Source organism: Streptomyces dengpaensis (assembly GCF_002946835.1).
Classification (GTDB): Bacteria; Actinomycetota; Actinomycetes; order Streptomycetales; family Streptomycetaceae; genus Streptomyces; species Streptomyces dengpaensis.
This window is the reverse complement of record NZ_CP026652.1, coordinates 5,001,681-5,017,531: the sequence shown is the minus strand read 5'-3', so window position 1 is coordinate 5,017,531 and position 15,851 is coordinate 5,001,681. Positions and strand designations below refer to the sequence as shown.

At 70.3% G+C, this 15,851-nt stretch carries 15 protein-coding genes and 1 tRNA gene; 3 read left to right on the top strand and 13 right to left on the bottom strand.

Annotated features, from left to right (window positions below):
- Positions 1-41: 41 nt before the first annotated feature.
- From C4B68_RS23290 to C4B68_RS23275, 4 genes are all read right to left on the bottom strand, one after another.
- Entirely contained in the window at positions 42-227 is a 186-nt protein-coding gene (locus C4B68_RS23290; protein ID WP_099501896.1) for a hypothetical protein, read from the bottom strand.
- A gap of 162 nt (positions 228-389) precedes the next feature.
- Complete coding sequence (locus C4B68_RS23285) at positions 390-1,274, bottom strand: SDR family oxidoreductase (RefSeq protein WP_099501897.1); 885 nt, start codon at positions 1,272-1,274, stop codon at positions 390-392.
- Positions 1,271-2,227, bottom strand: a complete 957-nt coding sequence (locus tag C4B68_RS23280) for an alpha/beta fold hydrolase (RefSeq protein WP_099501898.1) — start codon at positions 2,225-2,227, stop codon at positions 1,271-1,273. Before C4B68_RS23280 ends, C4B68_RS23285 begins: the two co-directional genes overlap by 4 nt.
- On the bottom strand, positions 2,224-3,837 hold the full coding sequence (locus C4B68_RS23275) for a flavin-containing monooxygenase (protein ID WP_240634445.1): 1,614 nt from the start codon (positions 3,835-3,837) through the stop codon (positions 2,224-2,226). The genes C4B68_RS23280 and C4B68_RS23275 overlap by 4 nt, the downstream gene beginning before the upstream one ends.
- A gap of 129 nt (positions 3,838-3,966) precedes the next feature.
- Between C4B68_RS23275 and C4B68_RS23270 the strand changes: the two genes are divergently transcribed.
- Complete coding sequence (locus C4B68_RS23270) at positions 3,967-4,800, top strand: MerR family transcriptional regulator (RefSeq protein WP_257217311.1); 834 nt, start codon at positions 3,967-3,969, stop codon at positions 4,798-4,800.
- Between the two features lie 42 nt (positions 4,801-4,842).
- Here the strand turns inward: C4B68_RS23270 and C4B68_RS23265 are convergent, their stop codons facing one another.
- Entirely contained in the window at positions 4,843-5,646 is an 804-nt protein-coding gene (locus tag C4B68_RS23265; protein ID WP_099501899.1) for an exodeoxyribonuclease III, read from the bottom strand.
- A gap of 106 nt (positions 5,647-5,752) precedes the next feature.
- Between C4B68_RS23265 and C4B68_RS23260 the strand changes: the two genes are divergently transcribed.
- The gene (locus C4B68_RS23260; protein WP_099501900.1) at positions 5,753-6,229 is read left to right on the top strand and encodes a GNAT family N-acetyltransferase; all 477 of its coding nucleotides are present in this window, start codon (positions 5,753-5,755) and stop codon (positions 6,227-6,229) included.
- Between the two features lie 190 nt (positions 6,230-6,419).
- Here C4B68_RS23260 and C4B68_RS23255 read toward each other — a convergent pair.
- The 7 genes from C4B68_RS23255 to galU all read right to left on the bottom strand — a co-directional run bounded on the left by C4B68_RS23255 (position 6,420) and on the right by galU (position 12,191).
- Positions 6,420-6,493: transfer RNA gene (locus C4B68_RS23255), tRNA-Ala, on the bottom strand.
- A 97-nt stretch (positions 6,494-6,590) separates the two neighbouring features.
- Complete coding sequence (gene sepX / locus C4B68_RS23250; RefSeq protein WP_099501901.1) at positions 6,591-7,871, bottom strand: divisome protein SepX/GlpR; 1,281 nt, start codon at positions 7,869-7,871, stop codon at positions 6,591-6,593.
- A 184-nt stretch (positions 7,872-8,055) separates the two neighbouring features.
- Positions 8,056-8,730: a GNAT family N-acetyltransferase gene (locus C4B68_RS23245; protein ID WP_240634736.1), complete on the bottom strand. Its 675-nt coding sequence runs from the start codon at positions 8,728-8,730 to the stop codon at positions 8,056-8,058.
- A gap of 23 nt (positions 8,731-8,753) precedes the next feature.
- Positions 8,754-9,293, bottom strand: a complete 540-nt coding sequence (locus tag C4B68_RS23240; protein WP_099501903.1) for a MogA/MoaB family molybdenum cofactor biosynthesis protein — start codon at positions 9,291-9,293, stop codon at positions 8,754-8,756.
- Positions 9,290-9,799, bottom strand: a complete 510-nt coding sequence (gene moaC, locus C4B68_RS23235) for a cyclic pyranopterin monophosphate synthase MoaC (protein WP_099501904.1) — start codon at positions 9,797-9,799, stop codon at positions 9,290-9,292. Before moaC ends, C4B68_RS23240 begins: the two co-directional genes overlap by 4 nt.
- Positions 9,800-9,960: 161 nt before the next feature.
- Positions 9,961-11,283, bottom strand: a complete 1,323-nt coding sequence (gene glp / locus C4B68_RS23230; protein ID WP_099501905.1) for a molybdotransferase-like divisome protein Glp — start codon at positions 11,281-11,283, stop codon at positions 9,961-9,963.
- A gap of 5 nt (positions 11,284-11,288) precedes the next feature.
- Positions 11,289-12,191, bottom strand: coding sequence for a UTP--glucose-1-phosphate uridylyltransferase GalU (gene galU, locus C4B68_RS23225; RefSeq protein WP_099501952.1), 903 nt, complete (start codon positions 12,189-12,191; stop codon positions 11,289-11,291).
- Positions 12,192-12,285: 94 nt separating this feature from the next.
- On the opposite strand from galU, the gene C4B68_RS23220 reads away from it, so the two are divergent.
- Complete coding sequence (locus C4B68_RS23220; protein WP_099501906.1) at positions 12,286-12,900, top strand: 5-formyltetrahydrofolate cyclo-ligase; 615 nt, start codon at positions 12,286-12,288, stop codon at positions 12,898-12,900.
- Positions 12,901-13,028: 128 nt separating this feature from the next.
- Here C4B68_RS23220 and C4B68_RS23215 read toward each other — a convergent pair whose 3' ends face one another.
- Positions 13,029-15,791, bottom strand: coding sequence for a penicillin acylase family protein (locus tag C4B68_RS23215; protein ID WP_099501907.1), 2,763 nt, complete (start codon positions 15,789-15,791; stop codon positions 13,029-13,031).
- Positions 15,792-15,851 lie beyond the last annotated feature (60 nt).

The window sequence follows — 15,851 nt, the reverse complement described above, 5'->3', positions numbered from 1 at the left end:
CTCCGGGCAAAGCCGGGTACGACGATCAGCGGTCAGACTGATCAGGCGTCGTAGTCCTGGTCGAAGCGCTCCTGGGCTTCGCGCTGCTCACGCTCCGGTTCCTGAGGGTTCCGGCCACGCCGCTGCGAGGAACGCTCGCGCGTCTGCTCGTGAGCGTCGCCCATCTTCTTCTTCGCCTGCTGCTTCAGCTGCTCGGCCTTGTCCTTGAACTGGTCTTGCATGCCCATGAGATTCACTCCCGTTGTGGGTGAGGGGGATCGGGCTCGACCAGACTGACACGCAGGGACAACGCACGCATTTCGATCAGTGACGCACGGTGAAGCGCCCCTGGTGACGCAGGGTGGGACGCACCTGGTGACGCGCCGTGGGGCGTGAGGCAGGGCGGGGGCTCACGGCGAAGTCCCTTGCCGCTCCTGCTCGTCGGCCGCCCCGCCCGCTCCGACCAGGCCCGTGCGCACGTCCCCCAGCCGCGGCTCGAACCGGCGCATCTCCCGCTGCCCGACCGCCCCGATGATCCCCGGCAGATAGCCGCGGACGCCCTGCATCCCGCGCAGCCACCACTGCGCGTACACATGGCTGGAGCGGCGCTCGATCCCCGCGACGATGCGGTCGACGGCGGGCCCCAGCGGATACGTCTTGTTGGACGGCCACGGCAGCCGCTGGCGCAGTTCGCGCATCACCTCGTCCTGGTCGGCACCGCGCACCATGTCCGTGTCGGTCCACGACAGATAACCGACCCCGACGCGCACGCCCTTGTAGCCGACCTCGGCACGCAGACTGTGCGCGTACGCCTCCACGCCCGACTTGGACGCGCAGTACGCGCTCATCATCGGGGCGGGGGTGATGGCGGCGAGGGACGCGATCTGAAGCAGGTACCCGCGGCTCTCCATCAGCACCGGCAGGAACGCCCGCGCCGTCACCGCCGACCCGATCAGATTGACCTCGATCACCCGCCGCCACGCGACCGGATCCGAGTCCATGAAAGGCCCACCGCTGGCCACACCGGCGTTCGCGACGACGATGTCGACCTTCCCGAACCGCTCCTTGACCTCCTGCGCGACCCGCGCCATCGCCTCGTGATCGGTGACGTCGGCGTACCAGTGGCCGCTGTCGCTGTGCAGCCGCTCCGAGACCTGCTTGAGCGCGTCCGCCTCAAGCCCGACGAGCGCCACCTTCGCGCCCCGCGCGGACAACTTGCGCGCCAGGAGCTCGCCGACGCCACGCGCCGCCCCCGTGACGACCGCGACCTGCCCGTCCAGGCTCACCCTGCTCATGCGCCCTCCCTGATCTCTGCGGTGTCCGAGTACGCGGCGACGCTCTCCGCGGTATCCGTGTACGCGGCGGCGAGTTCGCGTATGCGGGAGGTCACCAGCTCCGGCGCCTCCACCGGCGTCATGTGCCCGAGGCCCGGCAGCTCGGTGACACCGACGCAGTCCGGCAGGGCCGCCACGAGGGCGCGCGCGTGCACGACCGGCGTCAGCCGGTCCACCGTCCCGGCGACCACGGCCGTCGGCACCTTCAACTCCCGTACGCCATCGTCGAGATCGAGCATCTCGAGGACGACCGACCACGCATGGCGCACCCTGCGCGGACAGGCGTGCACGATCCGCGCGCACGCCTCCACCATGCCCGGCGACGAACCGGGACCCATGGTCGCGTACTTGAGGATCCGCCGGGCGACCGGCGTGACCGGCCCGAGCGGGGCGCGCGATCCGAGGACCGACTTGGTGATACGGGTCCGCAGCCGCCCGGCGCGCAACGGCACCACGCGCGCCTCCGCGACCAGCCGCGAGCTCCCCGTACTGCACAACAGCGCGGCCGCCGCGTGCTCCCGGAAACCCGCCCTCGCCGAGGCGGCCATGAGCGTCATCCCGCCCATGGAGTGCCCCACGAGCACGGCCTTCTCGCCCGGCGCGAGCGTGGCCGCGAGCACCGCCTCCAGATCGTCGGCGAGCGCCTCCGCGGTGTACGTGGCGCTCGCGGGGCTGCGCCCGTGACCGCGCTGGTCGTACGCGATGACCCGGTGGTCGGCGGCGAGGTCCCGTATCTGCGCCGCCCAGAAGGCGGTCGAGCAGGTCCAGCCGTGCACGAGGACGACCGAGGGCGCGTTCTCCGGCCCGTGCACCTCGACGTGCAGGCGCGCGCCGTCGGCGGAGACGGCGGTCAGTTCGTGCGCGGGCGCGGGAGGCGCGTACGCCCCGTGCGCCACATGCATCAGTCGGCTCACGCTTCGGCCTCCACCTTCTTCTTGCGCGCGTTCTTCGTTTGCGACGGCGGCGTCGAGCCGGGCTCGGACTCGGGTGCGGGCTGCGGTGTCCGCAGCACTTCGTACTCCCCCAGGTCCACGCGCCGCGTGGCCGTGCGGAACTCGCTCGTCGTACCCGGCCAGATGGTGGTGTTGACGCCGTTGGCGTCGAGGTACCAGCTGGTGCAGCCGCCGGTGTTCCACACCGTGCGCTTCATCCGCTCCTGGACCTTGCGGTTCCACGCGTTCACGGCACTGGGGCGTGCGTCGAGGGCCGCGCGCCCGCCGAGCCTGGGGGGTCCGGGGGGGCTCCCCCCGGAAAGCACAGTCAACTGCCGTACGAAGTCGGCCATGTAGTTCAGCTGGGACTCGATCATCAGGATCATCGACGAGTTCCCGAGACCGGTGTTGGGCCCGATGATCGTCATCCAGTTGGGGAAGCCGGCCGCGGTGGCGCCGCGCAGCGACTTCATGCCGGTCCGCCACACCTCGGCGAGCGTCTTGCCCTCCGCCCCGACGACCCGTTCCGCGATCGGCATGTCGGTGACGTGGAAGCCCGTACCGAAGATGATCGCGTCGACCTCGGCGGTACTGCCGTCGGCGGCGACGAGCGTGGAGCCGGCGATCTCGGCGAGCCCGGAGGCCACCACATCCACATTCCGCCGGGTGAGCGCCGGGTAGTAGCTGTTGGAGAGCAGGATCCGCTTGCAGCCGATCCGGTAGTCCGGGGTCAGCTTGGCCCGCAGGGCCGGGTCCTTGACGGCGCGGGCCATGTTCCGCTTGGCCAGCTGCTCGACCATGCCGAGCTCGCCCGGCCGCTTGGTGAACGCCTGGACCTGCAACTCCCGGATGCCCCACAGGAGTCCGCGCCGCGCCTGGGTCGTGAACGGCAGCTGCCGGTGCAGCCAGCGCTCGACACCGCTGATGGCCCGGTCGACACGCGGCATCACCCACGGCGGAGTGCGCTGGAAGAGGGTCAGCCTGTCGACGTCCGGCTGGATCGCGGGCACGATCTGGATGGCCGAGGCGCCTGTGCCGATCATGGCGACGCGCTTGCCACGCAGATCGTAGTCGTGGTCCCAGCGGGCCGAGTGGAAGACCTTGCCCGGGAAGGTGTCGATCCCCGGTATGTCCGGGACCTTGGGGTCGGAGAGCGGCCCGGTGGCGGAGACGACGACATCCGCCGTGAGGAACCCGCTGCTGGTCTCGATCCCCCAGCGCAGCTTCTCCGCGTCCCAGGTCATCATCTTGACCTCGGAGTTGAACCGCAGATGCGAGCGCAGCCGGAAGACGTCCGCGACGTGCTCCAGGTACGCGCGGATCTGCTCCTGCCCGGAGAAGGTGCGCGGCCAGTCGGGGTTGGGCGCGAACGAGAACGAGTACAGGTGGGACGGTACGTCGCAGGCGCACCCGGGGTAGCTGTTGTCCCGCCATGTGCCGCCCACGCTGTCGGCCCGCTCCAGGACGACGAAGTCGGTGACCCCCTCGCGGCGCAGCCGCACGGCGGCCCCCAGACCGCCGAATCCGGACCCGATCACCGCCACCCGTACATGCTCGTGCTCGGTGATCTCGCCGCTCGTATCGCCGCTCATCCGGGGCCTCCCTAGCCGCACGACCCTGCCAGTGAACACTGGCGCAATGGGGAGAGTAGAGCAGGTGCGTACTGATGGGTAGGGGTCGCGCGCGGGAAAGTTACCGGGGGTACGACGTAGGGTGCGGACGTGGCCGAGGGATCAGGAAAGCGGGGAGCGGGGGCGCGGAAGCGCGCGAACGGGACGCGTGAGCGAGGCGTTGGAGCGCAGGAGCGCAGGAGCGGAGAGCGCGCGAGCGGAGCGCGCGAACCGGGCACCGCAGCGCGGGCGCACACCACTCGGCCCGAACGCGGAAAGCGTGAGTACCGGACGGAGGAGCTGGCCAAGGAGGCCGGCATCACGGTGCGCACCCTGCGCTTCTACCGCGAGCGCAAGCTGATCCCGCCGCCCCGCCGCGAAGGCCGTATCGCCTGGTACGACGACACACACCTGGCCCGCCTGCGCACGATCTCGGCGCTCCTGGAACGCGGCCACACCCTCAGCGGCATCGCCGAGCTGGCCGAGGCCTTCGACCACGGCCGCGACGTGGGCGAGCTGCTCGGCCTGGGCGAGCCCACCGAGGAAACCCCGGTTCGCCTCTCCCCCGAGGAACTGGCCGACGTCTTCGCGGGTCAGGCGACCCCGGAGAACCTCGCCGCCGCCCTCGACCTCGGCTACCTCGGCACCGACGGCGGCGAGATCGTGCACATCAGCCACCGCCTGCTCGACGTCTCCGCGGCGCTGGTCCGCGAGGGCATCCCGCTGGCCGACGTCCTCACAGCCGCCCGCCGCGTGCGCGACCACGCCGAGGCGCTCGCCGAACTCTTCACCACCGTCGTCCTCACCGGGGACCGCACGGCCGAGGACCTCCAGCGCCTGCGCCCGCTCGCGAAGAGCGTGGTGGACGCGGAGCTGTCGATGGCACTGGACCGACGGCTACGGGATCAGCGCGATCAGGGGTCGCAGACGGATCACGGGCCATAGACGACGGTCACGGGCGCAGACGGATCACGGGCCGTAGACGAATCACAGGTCGTACACGACGGTCACGGGCGCGTGGTCGGACCAGCGCTCCCCATGCGTGGCCGCGCGCTCCACGAACCCCTTGACGGCCTTGCCCGCGAGCCCCGGCGTCGCGACGTGGTAGTCGATGCGCCATCCACTGTCGTTGTCAAATGCCCGGCCGCGGTACGACCACCACGAGTACGGCCCCTCGGCATCCGGTTGCAGCGCGCGCACGACATCGACGTACCCGCCGTCGCCCTCGTCGAGGACCTGCCCCATCCACGCCCGCTCCTCCGGCAGAAAGCCGGAGTTCTTCTTGTTGGCGCGCCAGTTCTTGAGGTCGGCCTCCTGGTGGGCGATGTTCCAGTCGCCGCAGACGACGACCTCCCGCCCGTCGGCGGCGGCACGCTCGCGCAGCTCCTTCAGGTGGGCGAGGAACTCGCCCATGAACCGGACCTTCTCGTCCTGCCGCTCGGTGCCGACTTCCCCGGAGGGGAGGTAGAGGGAGGCGACCGTGACACCGGGCAGGTCGGCCTCGACGTAGCGCCCGCTGGAGTCGAACTCGGCGGACCCGAAGCCGACCCGGACGCGGTCGGGCTCGCGACGGGTGTAGAGGGAGACGCCGGCCCGTCCCTTGGCGGCGGCGGGTGCGTGCACCACATGCCACCCGTCGGGCCGGCGCACCTCGTCCGGAAGCTGCTGCGGCTCGGCGCGCACCTCCTGGAGGCACAGCACGTCCGCGGAGGTCCCCGCGAGCCACTCCACGAAGCCCTTCTTCGCGGCGGCACGGAGCCCGTTCACGTTCACAGAGGTAACAGTCAGCACCCGGGCACGATACTTAATCGCTACCGCCGATCCGAACCCGGTCGGTATCGTCGACCGTCCACCCTCGATCCGAACCCGATGAACGCACAGATATACGATCAAGCGCATGAACATACGCCGGGTCCCCTTCGACCACCCCGACGCCATCAAGCTCAATGACCAGGTGCAGGCCGAATACGCCGAGCGCTACGAGGACGAGGGCGACGTCACCCCCCTCGACGCCTCGATGTTCGCCCCACCGTTCGGCCTCTACCTCATCGCGTACGACGAGCGGGACCGCCCGGTGGCCACGGGCGGCTGGCGCACCCAGGACGAGAACGGCGAGGGGTACGCGGACGGCGACGCCGAGCTCAAGCGCATGTACGTGATCCCCGAGGCCCGCGGCCTCGGCCTCGCCCGCCGCGTCCTGGCTGCCCTGGAGTCCGACGCCCGCGAGGCCGGCCGCACGCGCATGGTCCTGGAAACCGGCTCCAAGCAGCCCGAGGCGGTCGCCCTCTACACGTCGAGCGGCTACGAGCCCTGCCCCAAGTTCGGCTACTACCGCTTCCACGAACTGAGCCTCTGTTACGCCAAGGCGCTCTAGCCACAACTGAGGCCGCCGCATGGCGCCGACTCCCGCCCGCCGGCACCGCCTGACAGCGGTACGAGCCGCCGGCGGGCAACGTGCGCACGGCGGCCCCGAGTTGCGCGAACACAAAAGATCCCGCCCGATCAATCAGATCGGACGGGATCTCGTCAACCATCCCCGAGCTTTCTCAAGAACAGTCGCTGCGTGGACCTGAGGGGATTTGAACCCCTGGCCCCCTCGATGCGAACGAGGTGCGCTACCGGACTGCGCCACAGGCCCTTGCAACGAGTGAAACTCTAGCATCCCCATCGAGGTGCTTGGAAATCCGTTCCTGGCTGGTCAGGCGGGGGCTCCCGAGCCCCCGCCGTCACCCCTGTCACTCGTTGGCCGCACGCGGCCGGTCCCCGTCCTCGTACTGGTCGAAGAGCGGCGTTCGACCGCGCTCGCGTGCGCGCCGGGCGGACGCGGCGCGCCGTGCGTCGCTGCGACCGTCGTCGGCGGCTTCCGCGTTGTCGAGCCGCTCCTCGGCGGCCGGCTCCGCCTCCGGCGCGGACGGCTCCACGGCGCTGGAGCGTGCCGAGCTCCACGCGTCGTGCGTCCCCAGGTCGACGCTGGGCGTGGCCCGGGGCGCGACCGGCGCGGTCACGTACGTGGGCAGCGGAACCGGCACCGGGTCCCAGCTGTCGCCCTGGGCGGGACCGTGCTGGCGTTCGCGCTGCTGGTCGACCCACTCCGCGTGATCGGTCTGCTCGACGAGCGCACGGCGGTCGGCCGCGAGCGCCAGGAGGCCGGGGTCGGTCTCCGACTCTGGGCCCTCGCCCGTCTCGTCGACTCCGGGGTCGGCGGTCGGCCGTCTGCGCGGCTGCCGCTCCCGCAGCCGCTGCGCCGCGGCCTCGGCCCTGCGCCGGTCCATGGTGTAGGTGAAGCGCCGTCGCTCCTGGGCGCGCAGGTACACGATGTACGCGCTCAGCATCACGGCGGGCACGCCGGGCGCCCAGAGGAACGCGAGCCCGCCCACGGCCGCCACGATCGCGCCGAGCGTGAAGGCGAGGAAGAGCATCACCGTCGTACGCCGTCGGCGCGCGAGCACCTTCGAGCGCCGGGCACGCGCTGCGGCCTCCGCCGAAGGCCCACGACGCGCGCCCGGAACACGCCGGGACGCGGGTGCGGGCGCCGAGGCGGGCTGAGACGCGGAGATGTCTGACGACTTAGGTACGGGATGGGCCGACTGCTTCGGTACGGGCCTGCCGGCACCCGGCATCTCGTGCGTGCCCCCTTGTCTGGTGGCCGCCTGAGGCGCCGGCTCCGGCTCCGGCTGTGCCGGGGACGACGGCTGAACCTGCTCCTGCACCTGCGGCCGGTGCTGGACCTGCGCCTGGGGCCGGGTCGGAGGCATGACGAAGGCCCGGACGTCCACCGAGTCGGTGACGCCGTCCGGGTCGGCGCTGGGCTCCCCCTCCTCGGCGGAGCGCGCCCGCAGGTCCTTGGCGTACCGGCGCTCCATACCCGCCCTTCCGGACAGGAGCCGGATGGCGGTGCTGAAGCGTTCCGTCGGACGGGCTTCGTTCAGCTCGTCCTGCCTACGGAGCCACATCGGCACCAAGTAGGCGGCCCAGGCCCCGACGATGACTGCGTAGATGAGGCCGCTGCTGCTCACGTCTCACACGGTAGAGGGGTTTGCATGAGGCCATCTGCCAATTGAGCCGGTGTGTCGCACGATCTGGCTGATATTTCGAGCTTTTTTTGTGACCGATGCGATCAGCGGGCCATCGGGACCGCGAATTCAATGACCGGAGACCGACTCAAGACGATCGCCGACCGGTCAATTTCGAACACCTATTTCATTTACCGGCGTTGCCCGGCTGGCTCGGGTTCCGGCTCGGATTCTGCGCGCCCGTCTGCTCCGATCCCACCTGCTCCGAGCGGGTCTGCGCCGAGCGCGCCCGGCGCCAGCGTCCGAGCAGCCCTTCGGGCACCTCTTCGGCGGTGAGCGCGAACACGAGATGGTCGCGCCAGGCACCGTCGATGTGAAGATAACGTGGACGAAGCCCTTCCTCGCGGAATCCGAGTTTCTCCACGACCCGGCGGCTGGGCCCGTTCTCGGGCCGAATACAGACTTCGATGCGGTGCAGTCCCACGGTACGGAAGCAGTGGTCGGTCACCAGCGCCACCGCCGTGGGCATCACCCCGCGGCCGGCCACCGCCTGGTCCACCCAGTAGCCGATGTGCCCCGAGCACATCGAGCCCCAGGTGATCCCGGCGACTGTCAGCTGCCCGACGAGCCGCCCCTGGTACTCGATCACGAAGGGCAGCATCCGCCCCGCGTTGGCCTCGGCGCGCAGATGCCGGACCATCTGGCGGTAGGTCGGCCGGTGGGCTATCGGGCCGCTGGGCGTGGGCGGCGGAATGGTCGCCTCCCAGGGCCGCAGCCAGTCCCGGTTGCGCCGGTTGACCTCGCGCCAGGCCCGCTGATCGCGCAGCTTTATCGGCCGGAGGACGATGTCGCCGTCCACCAGCTCGACGGGCCAGGATGGGCTGTTCAGCTCGCACCCCCACTGCCGGTGGGTCTGGGGTGGTCGCCGCCGCGGATCTGGTCGACGGCGTGGATCAGGAGCGGCTCCAGGACGGCGAGGCCGTCGCGCACCCCGCCGGTGGAGCCCGGCAGGTTGACGATCAGCGTGCGTCCCGCGACTCCGGCGAGTCCCCGGGACAGCGCCGCCGTCGACACCTTCTCTCTTCCCAACGCCCTGATGGCCTCGGGAATGCCCGGCACCTCGTAGTCAAGCACGCGCCGTGTCGCCTCGGGCGTCCGGTCGGTGGGCGAGATCCCGGTGCCGCCGGTGGTCAGGATGACGTCGTACCCGGCGTCGACGCCCGCGCGCAGCGCCGTCTCCACCGGGTCGCCGTCGGGGACGACCTGCGGGCCGTCCACCGAGAAGCCGAACTTCGCGAGCCCCTCGGCGATCAAGGGCCCGCCCTTGTCCTCGTAGACACCGGCGGCGGCCCGGTTGGAGGCGGTCACCACCAGGGCGCTGTACGGCGCCACCAGGGCGCCGACGAGGGACGGGTCGAGGGTCATGCCCGGCTCCAGTGACCCGACTTCCCGCCTGTCTTCTCTTCCACCCGTACGTCCGTGATGACCGCCCCCTTGTCGACTGCCTTGACCATGTCGATCACGGTGAGGGCCGCCACGCTGACCGCGGTGAGGGCCTCCATCTCGACGCCCGTACGGTCCGTCGTCTTCACGGTGGCGAGGATCTCGACGGCGTCGTCCGCGACTGACAGATCAATCGTGACACCAGACACTGACAACGGGTGGCACAGCGGGATCAGGTCCGGCGTGCGCTTGGCGCCCATGATGCCCGCGATGCGCGCGGTGGCGAGGGCGTCGCCCTTCGGGACCCCCTCGCCGCGCAGCAGCTCGATCACACGAGGGGAGACCAGAACGCGGCCGCTGGCACTGGCGGTGCGCGCGGTCACGTCCTTCCCGGATACGTCGACCATGCGAGCGGCACCCGCGTCGTCGATGTGCGTCAGTCGGTCCTGCAGGGGTCCGGGGGTCTCACCCCGGGATGGAACAGTCATGTACGTGGGCGCTCCCGGTCACGGCCCCGCACGGTGCGGTGCGTGGGCCTGTTGTGCGCGACACGTTACCGCCCGCCCGTCTCCCGCCATCGCCCCCGCGTACGGCTGCGCTCCCCTCTCGATGTCGGAGCTTCCGGCGGTGCGGGCCCCTCCCGGGGCGCTCAGCCGAGCAGGACCACCTCGACCTCCGCGCCGGGCTCGGCCGAGGTGTCGTCCTCGGGGACGACGATCAGAGCGTCGGCGTGCGCGAGGGCCGCGACCAGGTGGGATCCGGCGCCGCCGACGGGCGTCACCTCGCCGTTAGCGTACGTCCCCCGCAGGAACTGCCGGCGGCCCGCGGGCGAGGACAGCGCCTTGTCGCTCTTCAGCGTCGCCCTGGTCGTGGGCCGGTGGACGTCCTCCAGGCCCATCAGGGTGCGGATCGCGGGGCGTACGAACAGCTCGAAGGAGACGTACGAGGACACGGGGTTACCCGGGAGCGCGAGCAGCGGGGTGTGGTCGGGGCCGATGGAGCCGAAGCCCTGGGGCTTGCCGGGCTGCATGGCGAGCTTGCGGAACTCGATGCCGCTGCCCGCCTCGTCCTCGTCGCCCACGGAGGACAGCGCCTCCTTGACGACGTCGTACGCGCCGACGCTCACGCCACCCGTCGTGACCAGCATGTCCGCGCGGACGAGCTGGTCCTCGATGGTGGAGCGGAGCGTCTCGGCCTCGTCGGCGACCGCACCCACGCGGTAGGCGATGGCTCCGGCGGCGCGGGCTGCGGCGCAGAGGGCGAAGCTGTTGGAGTCGTAGATCTGGCCGCTTCCCAACTCCTCGTCGGGCTGGACCAGTTCGCTGCCGGTGGACAGGACGACCACGCGCGGGCGCGGGCGCACGCGTACGGTGCCGCGGCCGATCGCGGCGAGCAGGCCGATCTGCGGCGGGCCGAGGATCGTGCCGGCTTCGAGGGCATGGTCGCCGGCCTTCACATCGCTGCCCTTCGCGCGCACGTGCGCGCGTGCCTGCACCGGGCGATGCACGTTCACGTGGCCGGTGGCGCCCTCGGGGGCCGCGCTGCGGGCGCGCATCCCGGAGACCGGGCCCTCGCCCAGGCCGCCGTCGGTCCACTCCACGGGTACGACGGCCTCGGCGCCGGGGGGCAGCGGGGCGCCGGTCATGATGCGGGCGGCCTGGCCGGGGCCCACGAAGGGCTGCTCGGCCTGGCCGGCCGCGACGTCGCCGACGACCGTGAGGGCAGCCGGGAACTCCTCGCTCGCGCCCGCGACATCGGCGACGCGGACCGCGTACCCGTCCATCGAGCTGTTGTCGAACGGCGGCAGGGAGACCGGCACCGTGACATCCTCGACCAGGACGCAGCCCTGGGCGTCGAGGAGTTGCAGCTCGATGGGTTCCAGGGGCCGGACGGTGGCGAGGATGTCCTCCAGGTGCTCCTCCACCGACCAGAGGTGATCCTGGTCGGCGGCGTGGGTCGCGGCGTTACTCAAAGTCCCTACATCTCCTCGGCTACGTAACTGCGAAGCCAGGTCCGGAAGTCCGGGCCCAGGTCTTCACGTTCGCATGCGAGTCTGACAATGGCACGCAGGTAGTCGCCACGGTCGCCGGTGTCATAGCGGCGCCCCTTGAAGACGACGCCGTGCACGGGGCCGCCGACCTTCTCGTCCGTGGCGAGCTGCTGGAGGGCGTCGGTGAGCTGGATCTCGCCGCCGCGGCCCGGTTCGGTCCTGCGCAGTATGTCGAAGATGTGCGGGTCGAGAACGTAGCGCCCGATGATCGCGTAGTTGCTGGGCGCGTCCGCCGCGTCCGGCTTCTCGACCAGGCCGGTCACCTTCACCAGGTCGCCCTCGTCGGTGGGCTCGACGGCGGCACACCCGTAGAGGTGGATCTGCTCGGGCGCGACCTCCATGAGAGCGATGACACTGCCGCCGCACTGCTCCTGGACCTCGACCATGCGGGCGAGCAGGGGGTCGCGCGGGTCGATCAGGTCGTCGCCGAGGAGGACGGCGAAGGGCTCGTGACCGACGTGCGGGGCCGCGCACAGGACGGCGTGCCCGAGGCCCTTGGGGTCGCCCTGGCGCACATAGTGCATGGTCGCTAGGTCGCTGGATTCCTGGACCTTGGCGAGGCGGCCGGCATCGCCCTTCTTCTGGAGGGCCGATTCGAGCTCGTAGTTGCGGTCGAAGTGGTCCTCGAGGGGGCGCTTGTTGCGTCCCGTGATCATGAGGACGTCGTCAAGACCCGCCGACACGGCCTCTTCGACCACGTACTGGATCGCCGGCTTGTCGACGACCGGCAGCATCTCCTTGGGAGTGGCTTTGGTGGCCGGCAGGAACCGGGTGCCGAGGCCCGCTGCGGGAATGACAGCCTTACTGATCCTGGGGTGTGACTCAGTCATGTCCGCAACCATATCCGGTGGCTATGTGCGGAATCTGTGGCTCCGGTTAATACGTTCTCATATGAGCGCATTGAGAAGGATACAGGAGCAACTGATGAGTCACGTCGGACGTGAATCCGAGCCTGGCAAGCGAATGTTGCGGCGAGGATTCCTCTCGGTGAGGAACGGGTTGACGGCCGATGACGTGCGGGAAACGGCCGCGGCTCTCGCGGCACGTGCCCTCGGGCTGCCCGAGCTGGCGCACGCGCGCACGGTGGCGGCGTACGTCTCCGTGGGGAGTGAGCCCGGCACCCTCGCGCTGCTGGACGCACTCCTCGCGCGCGGGGTACGCGTGCTGCTGCCGGTCCTGATGGCGGACAACGATCTGGACTGGGGTGCGTACGCGGGACCGGGCTCCCTCGTGCGCGTCCAACACGGCGGAAAGATGGCCCTCTTGGAGCCCGCGGGCGAGCGGCTGGGGCCGGAGGCCATCCTGGACGCCGACGCCGTCCTGCTGCCCGGTCTGGCCGTCGACGCCCGCGGCATGCGCCTGGGACGCGGCGGGGGCTCGTACGACCGCGTACTGGCCCGTCTGGAGCGCGCGGGGGCCGATCCGGCGCTGGTGGTGCTCCTGTACGACACGGAGGTCGTGGAGCGGGTGCCCGAGGAGGCGCACGACCGGCCCGTCCACGCGGTGGTGACCCCCTCCGGCGTGCGCCGCTTCCGCTGACGCCCGCCCCGCAGACGCCGGCGCCTGCCCCACACACAGGAAGTGGCCCTCCACGCGCGCGTGGAGGGCCACTTTCACGAGGCCTCGCCTTCAGGGCCTCACGGTCGTCCCGGAGGACCGCCGGAGCGTCACGGCTTCAGGAGCAGTGTGTCGCGCGTCTTCTCGTCGACCGCCTTCTCCGAGAAGGCCCATGGCAGCAGTTCGCCCTTGACCCACTTGTCCGTCTGGTCGATGTAGTGGGCGTTGTAGGCGTGCCCGGAGGCGCCGGAGAGGTTGATCCACCGGGATTTGTCGAGGTCCCCGAGGTTGACGACCATCCGCATGGACGGCACCCAGACCACTCCGTAGCCGCCCGCCGCGTTCCAGCCGGTCGCGTTGACGGTCGCCTCGCCGCCGCTGAGCTTCCAGGGGCCGCGGTTGAGCATGTACTGCAGGGCACCGGGGCCTTCGGTGCCCAGGGTCTGGTTCTTCAGGAACAAGCGGTGCAGCCGGCCCCAGCTCCAGGTGTCGATGTCCTTGCCGAGCTTGGCGGTCAGCTCCCAGCGCGCGTCCTTCATGGCCCGCGCGAACAGCTCGTCACGGGTGTCGGTCGCCTTGTCGAGGCGCGTCCTGGGCGCCGACCACCAGTCGTTGCCCTGGTCGTCGATGATCTTGCGGATGACCTCGAACCAGCGGTCGCCGCCGTCCGGCTGCGCCTGGTCCGCGTCTCGCTGGCCGCACTCGCGCACCCTCTGGTCCTCGTCCGCGGGGCCGGTGGTGTCGACCCGGTCGACCCACAGGCACTGGCCCGTGACCCGCAGCTCCTTGGGCAGCTTGTTGCCGAAGGCGAGCTTGAGGATGTTGCGCCAGGTCGCGTTGAAGTACGCGGCCGCCGCCGAGTCGGCGTCCTGGGTGTAGTCCCAGCCCTCGAGGAGCTTCTGCGCATCGCGGACGTCCTGGTCCGCGAAGTCGATCTTGAGCAGCTTGGGCACGATCAGCTTGGCGATCTCGCTGCTGTTGTCGAGCTGCATCTGGCGCATGTCGTCGGTCGAGATCTTGCCGCCGCCGTCGATCTTCGTCTTGATCAGATCGGCGATCCGCTGGCTGCGCGTGCCGTAGCCCCAGTCCGTGGTGAGCGTGTAGGGGTACTTGTTCTTGTCGACGGCGGCCTGGTTGGCCGTAACGATGTAGCCGCGCCCGGGGTCGTACTCGTAGGGCAGCTCGGCCTGCTTGATGTAGCCGGTCCACTTGTACTTGGAGTCCCAGCCCGGTGACGGGAGCGAGCCGTCGCCCTCGCCCCGCGTGGGGATCCTGCCGGGCAGCTGGTAGCCGATGTGGCCCTCGGTGTCGGCGTAGACCAGGTTCTGCGAGGGCACGTCGAAGGACGCGGAGGCCTTGCGGAACCCGGCCCAGTCCGACGCCTTGTCGATTTCGAAGACGGCGTCCATGGAGCTGCCCGGGTCCAGCGCGGTCCAGCGCAGCGAGATGCCGTAGCCGTCGCCGCGGTCGGGCGCCGCGGTGTCGACGGTGGCCTTCTTGCCGACCTTGACGAGTTCGTCGTCGCGGTCGGACAGCAGGGGCCCGTTGTTGGTCTCCCGGACGACGATCGTCTTGGACGGACCGCCCGCGACCTTGATCGTCTCCTTGCGGGACGTGAAGGGCACGACCTTGCCGTCGTACTGGTAGCCCTCGCCGGTGAGCTTCTCCAGGTAGAGGTCGGTGACGTCGACGCCCGAGTTGGTCAGGCCCCAGGCGATGTCCTGGTTGTGGCCGATGACCACTCCGGGCATGCCCGCGAAGGTGTACCCGGAGACGTCGTACTGGCACTTGGCGGAGACCGTGCGGCAGTGCAGGCCCATCTGGTACCAGACCGACGGCAGCGAGGGCGACAGGTGCGGGTCGTTGGCCAGCAGCGGCTTGCCGGTGATGGTGTGGTCGCCGTCGACCACCCAGGAGTTGGAGCCGATGCCGTCGCCGCTCACGCCGACGGCGGTGGGCAGGTCGTCGAGGACGTCGTAGAGCCCCGACAGCTGGCTCTGCAGGCCGGAGGACGCCGTGGTGTCGCCCGCGAGCCCCGTGCCCGCCGTGCCCTCCGTGCCCTCCGTGGACGCCGTGCCGGCGCTGCTCTGGGCGTACGACTCCGAGATGCTGTCGTACGCGCCCTCCTGGACGATCGTCCCGTTCCGGCTGTACGGGTACTCCGGGTACAGGTCGGCGATCTGCTTCGGGCCGAGACGGCTCGTCATCAGGGAGCGGTCGATCTCCTCCTGCATGTTGCCGCGCAGGTCCCACGCCATCGCCTTGAGCCAGGACACCGAGTCGACCGGGGTCCACTCCGCGGGCTTGTAGTCGTTGGAGAGACCGAGGGCCGCGTACTCCAGGGAGATGTCTTCGCCGTCCTTGTCCTTCAGGTAGGCGTTTACTCCCTTGGCGTACGCCTGGAGGTATTTCTTGGTGGAGGCCGACAGCTTGGTGTCGTACTCCTGCTTCGCGACCCGGTCCCAGCCCAGGGTGCGCAGGAACTCGTCGTTCTCGACCTGGCCCTTGCCGAACATCTCGGACAGCCGGCCCGAGGTCATGTGGCGGCGCACGTCCATCTCGTAGAACCGGTCCTGCGCCTGGACGAAGCCCTGCGCCATGAACAGGTCCTCGTCGGACGAGGCGTAGATCTGCGGGATGCCGTAGCCGTCGCGCTTGACGTCGACGGGGCCCGACAGGCCTTCGAGCTGAAGCGAGCCCTTGGTCTGCGGGAAGGAAGCGCGCACGGTGCTGATGCCCCAGTACGCGCCGGTGCCGACTCCCCCGAGGATGGCAAGAACCAGGACGATCAAGAACAGTCGGGCTTTGCGCCCCTTCTTCCTGCCGGACTTGCCGGGCTTTTGACCGGAAGAGGCGGTGGTGTTGGGGGGCATCGCTGTCCTTGCTGTCCTAACGCGAGCGGCAGGCGGTCCTGGAGTGCTGGAGCAACCATA

Excerpts from the sequence above, each read along its gene's own strand:
- C4B68_RS23290 (WP_099501896.1), bottom strand. The coding sequence starts at position 227 with ATGGGCATGCAAGACCAGTTCAAGGACAAGGCCGAGCAGCTGAAGCAG.
- C4B68_RS23285 (WP_099501897.1), bottom strand. The coding sequence starts at position 1,274 with ATGAGCAGGGTGAGCCTGGACGGGCAGGTCGCGGTCGTCACGGGGGCG.
- C4B68_RS23275 (WP_240634445.1), bottom strand. The coding sequence starts at position 3,837 with ATGAGCGGCGATACGAGCGGCGAGATCACCGAGCACGAGCATGTACGG.
- C4B68_RS23260 (WP_099501900.1), top strand. The coding sequence starts at position 5,753 with ATGAACATACGCCGGGTCCCCTTCGACCACCCCGACGCCATCAAGCTC.
- C4B68_RS23240 (WP_099501903.1), bottom strand. The coding sequence starts at position 9,293 with ATGACCCTCGACCCGTCCCTCGTCGGCGCCCTGGTGGCGCCGTACAGC.
- moaC (WP_099501904.1), bottom strand. The coding sequence starts at position 9,799 with ATGACTGTTCCATCCCGGGGTGAGACCCCCGGACCCCTGCAGGACCGA.
- galU (WP_099501952.1), bottom strand. The coding sequence starts at position 12,191 with ATGACTGAGTCACACCCCAGGATCAGTAAGGCTGTCATTCCCGCAGCG.
- C4B68_RS23220 (WP_099501906.1), top strand. The coding sequence starts at position 12,286 with ATGAGTCACGTCGGACGTGAATCCGAGCCTGGCAAGCGAATGTTGCGG.
- C4B68_RS23215 (WP_099501907.1), bottom strand. The coding sequence starts at position 15,791 with ATGCCCCCCAACACCACCGCCTCTTCCGGTCAAAAGCCCGGCAAGTCC.